Raw genomic sequence first — 13,902 nt, 5'->3', positions numbered from 1 at the left:
GAGAAAGGTTCCAGGTCCGGCCATGGCGCTCACGCTCTACGTCGACACCGCGCGCTGGCGGGCGCACCACAAACATGTGCAGGAGCAGTTCCCGGGGCTCGTCCCGGTCTGCAAGGGCAACGGCTACGGCTTCGGGCACGAGCGGCTCGCGGAGGAGGCCACGCGCCTGGGCGCGGACATGCTCGCCGTCGGCACGACGTACGAGGCCGCCCGGATCAAGGACTGGTTCAGCGGTGACCTGCTCGTGCTGACCCCCTACCGGCGCGGCGAGGAGCCGGTTCCGCTGCCCGACCGGGTGGTGCGCTCGGTGTCGTCCGTCGACGGCGTGTACGGCCTCGTCGGCGCCCGTGTGGTCATCGAGGTGATGTCCTCGATGAAGCGCCACGGCATCAGCGAGCAGGACCTGCCCCAGTTGCACGCCGCCATAGAGAACGTCCGGCTGGAGGGCTTCGCCATCCACCTGCCGCTGGACCGCACCGACGGCTCGGACGCCGTCGAGGAGGTCATCGGCTGGATGGACCGGCTGCGCGCGGCCCGGCTGCCGCTGCACACCATGTTCGTCAGCCACCTCAAGGCCGAAGACCTCGCCCGGCTCCAGCAGCAGTTCCCGCAGACCCGTTTCCGGGCCCGTATCGGCACCCGGCTGTGGCTGGGCGACCACGAGGCCACCGAGTACCGCGGCTCCGTTCTCGACGTCACGCGCGTGGCCAAGGGCGAGCGCTTCGGCTACCGGCAGCAGAAGGCGGCCTCCGACGGCTTCCTGGTGGTCGTGGCGGGCGGTACGTCGCACGGGGTGGGCCTGGAAGCCCCCAAGGCGCTGCACGGCGTCATGCCGCGGGCCAAGGGGGTGGCCCGGGCCGGCCTCGCCACCGTCAACCGGAACCTCTCCCCGTTCGTCTGGGGCGGCAAGCAGCGCTGGTTCGCCGAGCCGCCGCACATGCAGGTCTCGATCCTGTTCGTGCCCGCGGACGCGCCGGAGCCCAAGGTCGGTGACGAGCTGGTGGCCCACCTGAGGCACACCACCACGCAGTTCGACCGCCTCGTCGACCGCTGAGCGCGGGCACGACGGCACGAAGGCCGTACCCGGTCCTCCGGGTACGGCCTTCCGCATGACGGCGCCGGTGTCCGCGCCCCTCGTCGTCGGCTCAGGGAGCACCGTCGCCGGGCCGGGTGGCGCCCCATTCGGCCCGAGGACGCTCCTGGGGACCGTCGGTGTCCGCGGCGCTCCGTGCGGAACGGGCCGGCGGACTGAGCACGAAGGCGTCCGGCGCTCCGTCGAGCACGCCGCCCGAAGGGTCGTCGTCGCCGTTTCGGCGCACCGGGTCCCGCTCGGGCAGCAGGATGTCGCGCACCACCATGACGCACAGGTACAGCGTGCCCAGCAGGTGCAGGCCGATGGCCCAGTGGTAACCGTCGGTCGGCAGTCCCTTGTGGGCGTCTCCGCTGGTCGTGTAGGCGAGGTACAGCCAGATGCCCAGGAAGTACACCACCTCGCACGCCTGCCAGACGAGGAAGTCCCGCCACTTCGGCCGGGCCAGCACCGCCAGCGGCACCAGCCACAGGACGTACTGCGGCGAGTAGACCTTGTTGGTGAGGATGAACGCGGCGACGACCAGGAAGGCCAGCTGGGCGAAGCGCGGACGCCGTGGCGCCGTCAGCGCCAGCGCCGCGATGCCTGCGCAGCACAGCACCATCAGGACCAGGGCGAGCGTGTTCACGGTGTCGGTGCCGAGCGGGTCCTTCGAGTTCTGGACGAGGATCAGCCAGAAGGACCCGAAGTCGACGCCTCGTTCCTGGCTGAACGTGTAGAACTTCGACCAGCCCTCGAAGGCGAAGAGCATCACCGGGACGTTCACCACGAGCCAGGAGGCGGCCGCCCCTCCCACGGCCTTCCCGAACTCCCGCCACCTGCCCGCGCGCCAGCACAGCACGAGCAGGGGACCGAGCAGCAGGAAGGGGTAGAGCTTGGCCGCCGTGGCCAGACCGAGCAGGATGCCGGCGGCGAGGGGCCGGTTCCGCGCCCACATCAGCATCGCGGTGGCGGTCAGGGCGACCGCCAGCAGGTCCCAGTTGATGGTCGCGGTGAGCGCGAAGGCCGGGGCCAGGGCGATCAGCAGGCCGTCCCAGGGACGCCGGGCGTGGGTGCGGGTCACACAGACGGCGATGACGGCCGCGCACACCATCAGCATTCCGGCGTTGGCCATCCAATACCACTGCGCCCGGTCCTGGAGGTTGCCGCTGCCCGGGGTGAGCCAGGACGCCACCTCCATGAACACGCCGGTCAGCACCGGGTACTCGAGGTACTCCATGTCGCCGGAGAGCTTGTCGAAGTACGGCACGAGCCCGTCGGCGAAACCCCGCCCCTGGTAGAGGTGCGGGATGTCGGAGTAGCAGGCGTGCGTGTACTGCGAGCTGGCTCCGAAGAACCAGGCGCCGTTGTAGCAGGGCGCCTTCTGGACCATGCCGAGGGCGAACATGCCGATCGCCACCAGCGCGATCACCCGCACGGGCGTCCACCAGGGCGTTCCCGCCAGGGCATGCCGGCCGAGAGGTCCGCCGATCAGCTCGCTTCCGGCCGCGGCGACCTCGTCCTCCCGGGTCGGTCGCACCGTCAGCCGTACCGGGTCCGGCTCGTGCGCGCTCGCTGGTGTCGATTCTGCACTGGGCATGGGGCTCATCCTGCCGTACAAGCCTGGGAATACGGCGAGGGCCGCCGCACCCGTGCGGGTGCGGCGGCCCTCGTTTCACGTGGAACATGCGGATGTTCCACGTGAAACTCCCACGCCGGGACGCCGTGCCGCTCCTACGGCTACCCGTTCGATCCGCCGAAGAGATTGTCGTGGTCGCTGTTGCCCGGGCGACCGCTCTCCGATTGCGTCGGTGAGGCAGCCGGAGGTGTCTGGCCCGGTTCCGGCACATCGGTTTCCGAGCCTCCGGGCTTGCTGCTCCCGCTGTCCTCGTCCTCGCACTGCCAGTCGAGGACGTCGCAGGTGTCGCTCGGCGTGGGGGAAGTGCTGGTCTCGGTCTCCTCGGGCGTCGGGCTCGCCTTCTCCGTCTCGGCCGGGCTGGGCTCCGGACTGGCGGAGGGGGACGGGGAGGGGACGCCGACACCGTCGATGACCTTGCCGATGGGGGTGGCCTCGGGGAAACCGGGGTCCTCCTCGCCCCGGAGCGCTTCCTTCATGTACTCGGTCCACACCGCCGCCGGGACGTCACCACCGTGGATGGAGTCGTCGCCCGCGGTGCCGTTCATGGACAGCAGCCTGTGGCTCTTGGGGTCCTCGCGGAACATCGCGACCGAGGTCGAGAGCTGCTGGGTGTAGCCGACGAACCAGGCGGACTTGTTCTCGTCGGTGGTACCGGTCTTGCCGGCCGCGGCACGCCCCAGGGCCTTCGCCTTCATGCCCGTGCCGTTCTGGACGACGTTCTCCAGGGTGTTCGTGACGTTGTTCGCCACGTTGGCGGACATGGCCTGTTTGACCTCCGGCTTGGTGAAGCCGGGGACCTCGGTTCCGTCGTGCTTCACGGACGTCACCGAGTACGGGTCCGCCTGCTTGCCGGAGGCCGCGAACGTCGCGTACGCGTCGGCCATGCGGATCGCGCTGGGGGTCGACGTACCGAGCGCGAAGGAGGGGTTGAGGTCGGCGAAGCTCTCCTTCAGGATGCCGGAGGCCTGGGCGATGTCACGCACCTTGTCCATGCCCACGTCCACTCCGAGCTGGACGAACGGCGTGTTCACGGACTGCTCCATCGCCTTGTGCAGGGTGATGTAGCCCCAGGGGTGGTCGCTCTCGTTCTCCTGGTAGAAGATCGAGTTGTCCTTGCGCAGGTAGTAGCTGCCGTCCGGCTTCCTGACCTTCAGATGGTCGTCGCCGTTGTACTTGCTGAGCGGTGAGATGCCCTCCCCGTTGCTCCTGTACGTGCCGTACTCCATGGCCGCGGCGAGCACGAACGGCTTCCAGGTGGATCCCACGGGGACGCCGGAGGTGTCCGCGTTGTTGTTGAAGTGGCCCTTCTCGTACCCGGCGCCGCCGTAGAGGGCGACGATCGCGCCGTCGTTGGGCTTCACCGACGCCGCACCGAACTGGACGTGCTTGTCCTCTTCGCGGTTCGGATCGAGGTTCTCCTCCTCGATGTCCCGGACGGCCTTGGCCAGGGCGTCGACCTTGTCCTTCTCGAAGGTCGTGTAGATCTGGTATCCGCCCTGGTCGAACCGGGCCTGGGTGATGTCCGAGTGGTTGAGGACGTACCTCTTGGCCGTGTCGACCAGGTAGCTGATCTGGCCCGTCATGCCCGCGATGGCCTTGCGCCCCTGCGGCTCGGGGTACTCGCTGACCGCTTCCTGGTACGCGGCGTCGGTGAGGTGCCCGTCCTTGTGCATCTCCCCGAGGATCCAGCGCCAGCGCTTCTCGGAGCGCTCGCGGTTGGCCTCCGGGGTCGCACTGGGGTCGAGGCTCTCGTTGCCCGCGGGGTCGTAGTACGTCGGGCCCTTGAGCAGCGCGGCGAGGACGGCGCACTCGCTGTCCGTCAGGTCCTCCGCGTCCTTGCCGTAGTACGTCCGGGCGGCGGCCTGGATGCCGTACGCGCCGCGGCCGTAGTACGAGGTGTTCAAGTAACCCTGGAGGATCTTCCTCTTGTCGAGCTTCGTGCCCACCTTGACCGAGATGAACAGCTCCTTGAACTTCCGGGAGAGCGTCTGGTCCTGGCTCAGGTAGGTGTTCTTGACGTACTGCTGGGTGATGGTCGAGCCGCCCTGGGTCTCGCCGCCGGTCGCCATGTTGAACAGCGCCCGGCCGATACCCATGGGATCGATGCCCGAGTCCTCGTAGAAGCTCTTGTTCTCGGCCGAGATCACCGCCCACTGCATGGCCTTGGGGATCTGGCTGATCGAGACGATCTGCCGGTTCTGGCCGCTGCCCGTGGCGACCATCTGGGTGCCGTCGGCCCAGTAGTAGACGTTGTTCTGCGACTTGGCCGCGGCGTTCTCGTTGGGAATGCCCACCATGGCGTACCCGATGCCCGCGACGGCCACCAGCCCGCCGACGAAGGCCAGGCAGAAGCCGGAGACGAGTTTCCAGGAGGGCGTCCAGCGGCGCCACCCGTCCATGCCGGAGCGCGGGTAGTCGACGAACCGCTTCCGGCCGGACGCCACCGCGCGCTCGCGGCCCCGCCGGGGACCGCCCGGAGCCGCACGCCGGCCGCCCCGGCCGGGTTCCGCGGCCCTGCGCCGCCCGCCCCCGCTCCGCTGCGCCGCACGGCGGGCCTCGGCGCGGCTGCCGTAGGGGCGCTCCTCACCTCCTTGACCGTGCGGACCCGGTCCGTAGGAGCCGGACGTAGACTCCGGGGCGCCCCGCGGTGCCGCGCGGCGACCGGACGACGAGCCGGACTGGCCGCGTCGGGCCGCGGCACGTCCGCCTCCCTGCGGCTGCGGCGGTTTGCGACGGTGCTCGCTCATCGAACGACTACTCCTCGGGCAGGCGCACCCTGGCGCGCCTGGAAACGGCGGCTGGTTTCCGGTCCCCCCGACGTACGGACGCAGGAGACCCCGCATTCACCCGTACTGCACCGGGGACGAGGACGCCCCCGGGCGTCACTCGGTTCCCGGAGGTGTGCATGGCGCACAGACTACGCACCGCCGAAACCCCCGAGTCCCGAAGTTCATCTCAAATCAGGCAACTTGCATCCGATGAATCGGCGATGTGATCCCGTTCACCCACCTCCCTCTTGTCCCACCCGGAAGGCCGTTCTATCGTCGTGATGTATCGAGTCGATACATCAGTGCGGCATAAAGGCCGCCGTGGGACCGTCGCGGCACGTCCGCGGGTGAGAGGAGGCGATCGATGAGCCGACGTTCCGGGATCCTCGAGTTCGCCGTTCTCGGCCTGCTCCGTGAATCTCCGATGCACGGCTATGAGCTGCGCAAACGACTCAATACGTCACTGGGTGTATTCCGGGCGTTCAGCTACGGGACGCTGTATCCCTGCCTCAAGACGCTGGTCGCGAACGGCTGGTTGATCGAGGAGCCGGGTGCCGCCGCCGAGGCCGCGGCCCCGCTCACCGGGCGCCGCGCCAAGATCGTCTACCGGCTGACGGCGGAGGGCAAGGAGCACTTCGAGCAGCTGCTCGCGCAGACGGGACCCGACGCGTACGAGGACGAGACCTTCGCCGCCCGTTTCGCGTTCTTCGGCCAGACGTCGCGCGACGTGCGCATGCGCGTGCTCGAGGGCCGGCGCAGCCGGCTGGAGGAGCGCCTGGAGAAGATGCGCGCGTCCCTGGCCCGTACCCGGGAGCGCCTCGACGACTACACGCTTGAGCTCCAGCGCCATGGGATGGAGTCCGTGGAGCGCGAAGTGCGCTGGCTGAACGAGCTCATCGAGAGCGAGCGGGCCGGACGGGACCTGAGAGGTTCCGGCCCCGGGAGGACCGCTCAGCAGGACACCACATCTGGAGCGACGGGCGGCCTGCCCCGGTCCGGGGACGAGCCCCGGCCGGACACGCCCGACGACACCGCCACGTGAGTGCCCCGCACGGGCCTCACTCGTACACACAGGGAGCAACCGGAATGGGTTCGGTTCGCGTAGCCATCGTCGGCGTGGGCAACTGCGCCGCATCGCTGGTGCAGGGCGTCGAGTACTACAAGGACGCCGACCCGGCGGCCAAGGTGCCCGGCCTGATGCACGTCCAGTTCGGCGACTACCACGTGCGCGACATCGAGTTCGTCGCCGCCTTCGACGTGGACGCCAAGAAGGTCGGCCTCGACCTCGCGGACGCCATCGGCGCCTCGGAGAACAACACCATCAAGATCTGCGACGTCCCCCGCACCGGCGTGACGGTGCAGCGCGGCCACACCCTCGACGGCCTCGGCAAGTACTACCGCGAGACCATCGAGGAGTCCGCCGAGGAGCCGGTCGACGTCGTCCAGGTCCTCAAGGACCGGCAGGTCGACGTCCTCGTCTGCTACCTGCCGGTCGGTTCCGAGGACGCGGCGAAGTTCTACGCCCAGTGCGCCATCGACGCGCGTGTCGCCTTCGTCAACGCCCTCCCGGTCTTCATCGCCGGCACCAAGGAGTGGGCGGACAAGTTCACCGAGGCGGGCGTGCCGATCGTCGGTGACGACATCAAGTCGCAGGTCGGCGCCACCATCACACACCGCGTCATGGCGAAGCTGTTCGAGGACCGGGGCGTCGTCCTGGACCGCACGATGCAGCTGAACGTCGGCGGCAACATGGACTTCAAGAACATGCTCGAGCGCGACCGCCTCGAGTCGAAGAAGATCTCCAAGACGCAGGCCGTCACCTCCCAGATCCCCGACCGGGACATGGGCGAGAAGAACGTCCACATCGGCCCGTCCGACTACGTCGCCTGGCTCGACGACCGCAAGTGGGCCTACGTCCGCCTCGAGGGCCGCGCCTTCGGTGACGTCCCGCTGAACCTGGAGTACAAGCTCGAGGTCTGGGACTCCCCGAACTCGGCCGGTGTCATCATCGACGCCCTGCGCGCCGCGAAGATCGCCAAGGACCGCGGCATCGGCGGCCCCGTGCTCTCCGCGTCGAGCTACTTCATGAAGTCCCCGCCGGTCCAGTACTTCGACGACGAGGCCCGCGCGAACGTCGAGAAGTTCATCCGCGGCGAGGTCGAGCGCTAACCCCGGCGTGGTTCATGGCTGTTGAGGGTCCCCGGGTCACACGACCCGGGGACCCCCGGTATGTGAGGCTGTGCCTCATGGCTGTCGTACGCGATCTGCGGGTCCTGCTCCGGTTCCGGGACTTCCGGCGCCTGCTCGCCGTACGCCTGCTCTCCCAGGGCGCCGACGGCGTCTACCAGATCGGGCTCGCCACCTACGTGGTCTTCTCGCCGGAGAAGCAGGCCTCACCGGGCGCGATCGCCTCCGCGATGGCGGTGCTGCTGCTCCCGTACTCCCTGGTGGGCCCGTTCGCCGGGGTCCTGCTCGACCGCTGGCGCCGCCGCCAGGTCTTCCTCCACGGCAATCTGCTGCGCGCCCTGCTGGCCGCGGTGACCGCCGTCCTGATGACCGCCCCGGTCCCGGACTGGCTCTTCTACGTCTCCGCCCTGTGCGTCACCGCCGTCAACCGCTTCGTCCTCGCCGGCCTGTCCGCCGCCCTGCCCCGCGTGGTCGACGCCGAGCGGCTGGTGATCGCCAACTCCCTCTCCCCGACGGCCGGGACGCTGGCCGCGACCGCGGGAGGCGGCCTCGCCTTCGTGGTGCGCTTGGTGGTCGCGGACTCCGACGCCGCCGTCGTCCTGCTGGGTGCCCTGCTGTACCTGTGCGGCGCGCTCGTCTCGCTGCGCATCGCCGTGGAGTTGCTGGGTCCCGAGCGCACAGCGGCGCCTCCCCGGCTGGGAGCGGCGCTCACCGGCGCGGCCCGCGATCTGGCGGCGGGGATACGTCACCTCGCCGCGCCGCCCCGCCGCGGGGCCGCCTGGGCACTGGCCGCGATGACATCGATGCGGTTCTGCTACGGCGCCCTGCTGGTCATGCTGCTCATGCTGTGCCGGTACGCGCTGACCTCCGGCACCGGGGAAGGGCTCGCTCTGCTGGGGCTGGCGCTGGGCGTGTCGGGTGCCGGCTTCTTCGCGGCGGCCGTGATCACGCCCTGGGCGGCGGGGCGGCTCGGCCCCGGCCGCTGGATGGCCGTGTGCGCGACGGTCGCCGCGGTGCTGGAGCCCGCCCTCGGCCTGCCGTTCGCGACCGTGCCCCTGCTGGTCGCGGCCTTCGTACTGGGGCTGACGACCCAGGGTTCGAAGATCGCGACGGACACGATCGTGCAGTCCTCGGTCGAGGACGCCTTCCGCGGCCGGATCTTCTCCCTCTACGACGTGCTGTTCAACATCGCCTTCGTCGGTGCCGCCGGGGTTGCCGCGTTGATGCTGCCACCGGACGGCCGCTCGGTACCGCTGGTGCTCACGGTCGCCGTGGTCTACACGGCGGTTGCCGGCGCTATGGCCCGTTTCGAACGGCGGTAGGCATCACATCAAGGCCACGGAGCTCCTCCGGGTCACGGAGTCGTCAGTGCGGCCCGGTGGCTTACGCGCGTCCTACGCGACATGTTCACGGCGGTGATCACGCCTGAGGGAGATCCCCAGTGACCACTTCACCGCCCCGGGGCAATCCGTTCGCACAGGGCCAGCGACCCCGCGATCCGCCCCGAGCCGGAACCCCTACGCCCGGGAGCAGCCGGGATCCCCCCGGCAGGCGGCGGCTCCCTACGCCCCCGCTTTTCCCGGAACCGCCCCGCCGCAAGGCCGGCTTCAAGCTGGTCAGGAACATCGTCGTGGCAGTGGTCGTGCTCACCGCGGTGATCGGCGGCCTCATCACCAGCCGGGACGACGCCGACACCGCGGCGGTCGGAGACTGCATGCACCGCGGCAGCAGCAACGACAGCGGCCCGGACCTCGAGGCCGTCGAGTGCGACGCCAAGACCGAGTACATACCGAGTACATGGTGACGGCGAAGGCCGAAGGCACGTACTTCACCGAGACCCTGGCCTCCAACAAGTACGAGGCCGAGACCGAAGACTTCGCGTACACGCACACCGAAAGCGGTGACGGCAAGGACTTCCCGCTCTGCCTGAAGGGTCACAAGAAGTAAGGGCAGGGGGCGTCACGGAGAAGGGGCGGTGTTTCACGTGAAACACCGCCCCTTCCTCTTCGTGCGCGTGGGGTGTGTTTCACGTGAAACACACCCCACGCCAGATTCTCAGCCGTCCTGCGCGGCCCACCACTCCTTGAGAGCCGCCACAGCCTCGTCATGCCGCATCGGCCCGTTCTCCAGGCGAAGCTCCAGCATGTGCTTGTACGCACGGCCGACCGCCGGGCCGGGACGGACACCGAGGATCTCCATGATCTGGTTGCCGTCGAGGTCGGGGCGGATCGCGTCCAGCTCTTCCTGTTCCTGGAGCTTCTCGATGCGCTCCTCCAGCCCGTCGTACGCACGGGACAGCGCGGCGGCCTTGCGCTTGTTGCGGGTCGTGCAGTCCGAGCGGGTCAGCTTGTGCAGACGGCCGAGCAGCGGGCCCGCGTCCCGGACGTAGCGGCGTACCGCCGAGTCCGTCCACTCGCCCGTGCCGTACCCGTGGAACCGCAGGTGCAGCTCGACCAGGCGCGAGACGTCCCTGACCAGTTCGTTGGAGTACTTCAGCGCCGTCATGCGCTTCTTGGTCATCTTCGCCCCGACCACTTCGTGGTGGTGGAACGAGACCCGGCCGTCCTTCTCGAAGCGGCGGGTGCGCGGCTTGCCGATGTCGTGCAGCAGGGCGGCCAGGCGAAGGGTCAGGTCGGGGCCGTCGTCCTCCAGCGCCATCGCCTGCTCCAAGACGATCAGCGTGTGCTCGTAGACGTCCTTGTGCCGGTGGTGCTCATCGCTCTCCAGGCGCAGCGCCGGCAGCTCGGGCAGGACGTGCTCGGCGAGACCGGTGTCGACCAAGAGCGTCAGGCCCTTGCGCGGGTGCGCGGAGAGGATCAGCTTGTTGAGTTCGTCACGGATCCGCTCGGCCGAGACGATCTCGAGGCGTCCGGCCATCTCCGTCATGGCCGTCACGACCTCGGGAGCCACTTCGAAGTCCAGCTGCGCCGCGAACCGCGCGGCCCGCATCATCCGCAGCGGATCGTCGGAGAAGGACTCCTCCGGGGTGCCCGGCGTCCGCAGCACACGGGCCGCAAGGTCCTGGAGTCCGTCGTGAGGGTCGATGAACTCCTTCTCCGGCAGCGCGACGGCCATCGCGTTGACCGTGAAGTCCCGCCGGACGAGGTCCTCCTCGATGGAGTCGCCGTACGACACCTCGGGCTTGCGCGAGGTGCGGTCGTACGCCTCCGACCGGTAGGTGGTCACCTCGATCTGGTAGCCGCTCTTCTGTGCCCCGACCGTGCCGAAGGCGATCCCGACCTCCCAGACGGCGTCCGCCCACGGCCGCACGATCTTCAGAACGTCCTGCGGGCGGGCGTCGGTCGTGAAGTCCAGGTCGTTGCCGAGCCGGCCGAGCAGCGCGTCCCGGACCGACCCGCCGACCAGGGCGAGGGAGAACCCGGCCTCCCGGAAACGGCGGGCGAGGTCGTCGGCGACCGGCGCGACCCGCAGCAGTTCACTCACCGCTCGGTGCTGCGCCTGGCTCAGGGCACGGGGGTTGTCTTCGTTGGCGTTCGGCACAACAGAAGAGGGTACGTGGCCCGAGCAGTGAGGGACTCCCGCCGACGACGCCGACGGCCTGGCACCGGTCCCACCCCGGACCTGCGCACGAGTGGGTCAGGCCGCCCCGCCCACCCGCACGAGGTGCGCCGCCGGGACGGGGGAGGCAGGGGAAAGCGGCCTGCGCCATACCTGCGCATACGGGACGCCCCGGGGACACCGACGATCTTGTGACGCCCTCCGCGGCACTTCCCCTCAGCGGGCATCGTTACCATGCGTGGACGCACATTCCGACGACCACTGACGACGACGAGGGACGGGCGAGCGCGTGGCCGAGGCGGCAGACTTCCAGGGGACCGGTCCCTCACCTGCCCGCCGCCGTCCGCGGCGCACCCTCGCCCTGCTCGCGGGGGCACCCCTGCTGGCCGCCCTCGTCCAGCTGCCCGCGGCCACCTCCGCGCACGCCGTGCCACCGTCCCGGGCCGCCTCCGGCGGGGGACAGGTCGCCGTCGCCATCGACTCGCTCAGCCCCGCGATTCCCACGGACGGGGACACGGTCACCGTGTCGGGCACGGTGACGAACAACGGCAAGCGGACGGTCACCGACGCCGAGGTGGACCTGCACGTGGGCCCCCGGCACGACACGCGCTCCGCGCTCGACACCGTCTCCCGGAACAGCGACGACCTCGACGGCTCCCTGGGAGCGGAGGTCGGCGACAAGTACGCCGAGAAGTTCTCCGAGCTCACCCCCGGGGTGGCCGAGCACTTCAACATCTCGGTTCCGGTCGACGAGCTCGACCTGGGGAAGGACGGCGCGTACGAGCTCGCCGTCTCGCTGACGGGACGGACGTCCACGCAGTCCTGGGAACGGGTCCTCGGCGTCCAGCGGACCTTCCTGCCGTGGCAGCCCGACGAGGCCGGCACCAAGGCGAAGACGACGTACCTGTGGCCGCTCGTCTCGACCACCCACATGACGGCGGAGACGGACTCGACCGAGCAGCAGACGCCCTTCTTCCGCAACGAGGACCTGGCCGAGGAGATCTCCCCCGGCGGGCGGCTGAACCAGATGGTGGCGCTCGGCAGGGACCTCGACGTCACCTGGGTGATCGACCCGGACCTGCTGGCCTCCGTGGACGCCATGACCCGCAGCTACCAGGTCCGCGGCGAGGACGGCACCACCATCGCCGGCAGCCACCAGGCGGTCGCCAAGCAGTGGCTCGCCGAGCTGCAGGACGCGGTGGCGGACAAGGAGGTCGTCGCACTGCCGTTCGCCGACCCCGACCTGGCCTCCCTCGCCCACAACGGCACGGACATCACCGGCTCGCTGAGCCGGCTGAAGGACGCCACGGACGTCGTCACCAACACGGTGGAGACGATCCTCCATGTGACGCCGGTCACGGACTTCGCCTGGCCGGTGGAGGGCGCGGTCGACCCGTCGATCGTCAAGGTCGCCACCTCCGCGGGCGCCGACAAGGTGATCGCCCGCAGCGACAGCCTGGAGGAGATCGGCGGCCTGTCCTACACGCCCTCCGCGGCCCGGCCCATCGGCGGCGGCACGACGGCGGTCGTCGCGGACGCCCGGCTGTCCACGGCGTTCCGCGGTGACCTGACGAACGCCTCGTCGTCCACGCTCGCGGTGCAGCATTTCCTTGCCCAGAGCCTGACGCTCGGTCTGCAGACGGGCAAGCAGCGCAGCATCGTCGTGGCACCGCAGCGCATGCCGACCGGGAGCCAGGCCCGGGCGATGGCCGAGGCTCTGGCGGCCCTGCGGGACGGCACCTGGTCCGAGTCCCAGGACCTGACGGACGCCGCCGCGGCCAAGCCGGATCCCGACGCCACCACCACGGTGCCGCCCGCCTCCGCCTACCCGTCCTCGCTGCGCAAGCAGGAGCTGCCGCGCTCGGCGTTCGAACAGATGGCTCGCACGCAGGGCAAGCTCGACAAGTTCCGGGTGATCCTGTCGGACGAGTCCCGGGTGATGACCCCCTTCGGGCTGTCCATGAACCGGGAGATGTCCACGTCCTGGCGTGGCCGGGCCTCGCAGGCGGCCTCCTTCCGCACCGACGTGGAGCGGTACCTGGACGGCCTGGCCGGGCAGGTCAGGCTGATCGACAAGTCGGAGACGAAGCTCTCCGGCCGCAGCGCCACGATCCCCGTGACCGTCCAGAACAACCTGGTGCAGGGTGTCGACCGCCTGGTGCTGCGGCTCACCTCGACCAACCCGACCCGCCTCAAGATCGGTGGCGCCGTCTACCAGGAACAGCCCGTCGCGGTCTCCGGCGGCCACAGCCAGTCGGTGAAGTTCACCACGTCGGCCAACGCGAACGGCCGGGCGACGGTGATCGCCCAGCTGTTCACGGAGGACGGGCAGCCGTACGGCGCCCCCGTCACCTTCGACGTGAAGGTCACCGAGATCACGGCCACCGTGATGCTGGTCATCGGCGGTGGCGCCCTGCTGCTCGTCCTCGCCGGTTTCCGGATGTACACCCAGCGCAAGCGGGCGGCCGCCCGCAGGGACGAGGGGGACGGCCCCGGCGCCACGGACGGTGCCGCGGACGGCCCGGGGAGCCCTGGGGACCCGAAGGACCCCGAGGACCGTTCCGGGGAATCCGGGGCGGACTCCCCGGCAAGGGCTCACGAGCAGCCGGGTGACCCTGCGCCGGACACCGCAGCGGAAAGCACCGGCCCGTCCGGCGCGGGTGAGAGAGTGGACCGTTGAGGATGTCGTGGCCGGTGGGCCCGGGACCGGACGATGAGGT

The 13,902-nt window shown here is 69.9% G+C and carries 10 protein-coding genes; 7 read left to right on the top strand and 3 right to left on the bottom strand.

What is annotated here, in order from left to right; genetic code table 11:
• Positions 1-22 precede the first annotated feature (22 nt).
• Positions 23-1,054, top strand: coding sequence for an alanine racemase (locus tag ACSU6Z_RS14665; protein WP_437045928.1), 1,032 nt, complete (start codon positions 23-25; stop codon positions 1,052-1,054).
• Positions 1,055-1,145: 91 nt separating this feature from the next.
• Here ACSU6Z_RS14665 and ACSU6Z_RS14660 read toward each other — a convergent pair whose 3' ends face one another.
• Together ACSU6Z_RS14660 and ACSU6Z_RS14655 are read right to left on the bottom strand one after the other, a co-directional pair.
• Positions 1,146-2,678, bottom strand: a complete 1,533-nt coding sequence (locus ACSU6Z_RS14660) for a glycosyltransferase family 87 protein (protein ID WP_437045926.1) — start codon at positions 2,676-2,678, stop codon at positions 1,146-1,148.
• A gap of 131 nt (positions 2,679-2,809) precedes the next feature.
• Positions 2,810-5,455, bottom strand: a complete 2,646-nt coding sequence (locus tag ACSU6Z_RS14655) for a transglycosylase domain-containing protein (RefSeq protein ID WP_437045924.1) — start codon at positions 5,453-5,455, stop codon at positions 2,810-2,812.
• A gap of 385 nt (positions 5,456-5,840) precedes the next feature.
• On the opposite strand from ACSU6Z_RS14655, the gene ACSU6Z_RS14650 reads away from it, so the two are divergent.
• From ACSU6Z_RS14650 to ACSU6Z_RS14630, 5 genes are all read left to right on the top strand, one after another.
• Positions 5,841-6,518, top strand: a complete 678-nt coding sequence (locus ACSU6Z_RS14650; RefSeq protein WP_437045922.1) for a helix-turn-helix transcriptional regulator — start codon at positions 5,841-5,843, stop codon at positions 6,516-6,518.
• A gap of 44 nt (positions 6,519-6,562) precedes the next feature.
• Positions 6,563-7,645, top strand: coding sequence for an inositol-3-phosphate synthase (locus ACSU6Z_RS14645; RefSeq protein WP_437018026.1), 1,083 nt, complete (start codon positions 6,563-6,565; stop codon positions 7,643-7,645).
• A 77-nt stretch (positions 7,646-7,722) separates the two neighbouring features.
• Complete coding sequence (locus ACSU6Z_RS14640) at positions 7,723-8,985, top strand: MFS transporter (RefSeq protein ID WP_437045919.1); 1,263 nt, start codon at positions 7,723-7,725, stop codon at positions 8,983-8,985.
• Between the two features lie 308 nt (positions 8,986-9,293).
• Positions 9,294-9,467, top strand: a complete 174-nt coding sequence (locus tag ACSU6Z_RS14635; RefSeq protein ID WP_437045918.1) for a hypothetical protein — start codon at positions 9,294-9,296, stop codon at positions 9,465-9,467.
• Positions 9,461-9,610, top strand: a complete 150-nt coding sequence (locus ACSU6Z_RS14630) for a hypothetical protein (RefSeq protein ID WP_437045916.1) — start codon at positions 9,461-9,463, stop codon at positions 9,608-9,610. Before ACSU6Z_RS14635 ends, ACSU6Z_RS14630 begins: the two co-directional genes overlap by 7 nt.
• 108 nt (positions 9,611-9,718) lie before the next feature.
• Here ACSU6Z_RS14630 and ACSU6Z_RS14625 read toward each other — a convergent pair whose 3' ends face one another.
• Positions 9,719-11,164, bottom strand: a complete 1,446-nt coding sequence (locus tag ACSU6Z_RS14625; RefSeq protein WP_437045914.1) for a CCA tRNA nucleotidyltransferase — start codon at positions 11,162-11,164, stop codon at positions 9,719-9,721.
• A 307-nt stretch (positions 11,165-11,471) separates the two neighbouring features.
• On the opposite strand from ACSU6Z_RS14625, the gene ACSU6Z_RS14620 reads away from it, so the two are divergent.
• A complete protein-coding gene (locus ACSU6Z_RS14620) occupies positions 11,472-13,862 on the top strand; it encodes a DUF6049 family protein (RefSeq protein ID WP_437045912.1) in 2,391 nt (796 codons plus the stop codon).
• The last annotated feature ends 40 nt before the right edge of the window (positions 13,863-13,902 follow it).

Source organism: Streptomyces sp. enrichment culture (assembly GCF_964273145.1).
Lineage (GTDB): Bacteria > Actinomycetota > Actinomycetes > Streptomycetales > Streptomycetaceae > Streptomyces.
The sequence above is the reverse complement of the archived record's forward strand: the minus strand, read 5'-3'. Positions and strand labels throughout refer to the sequence as shown.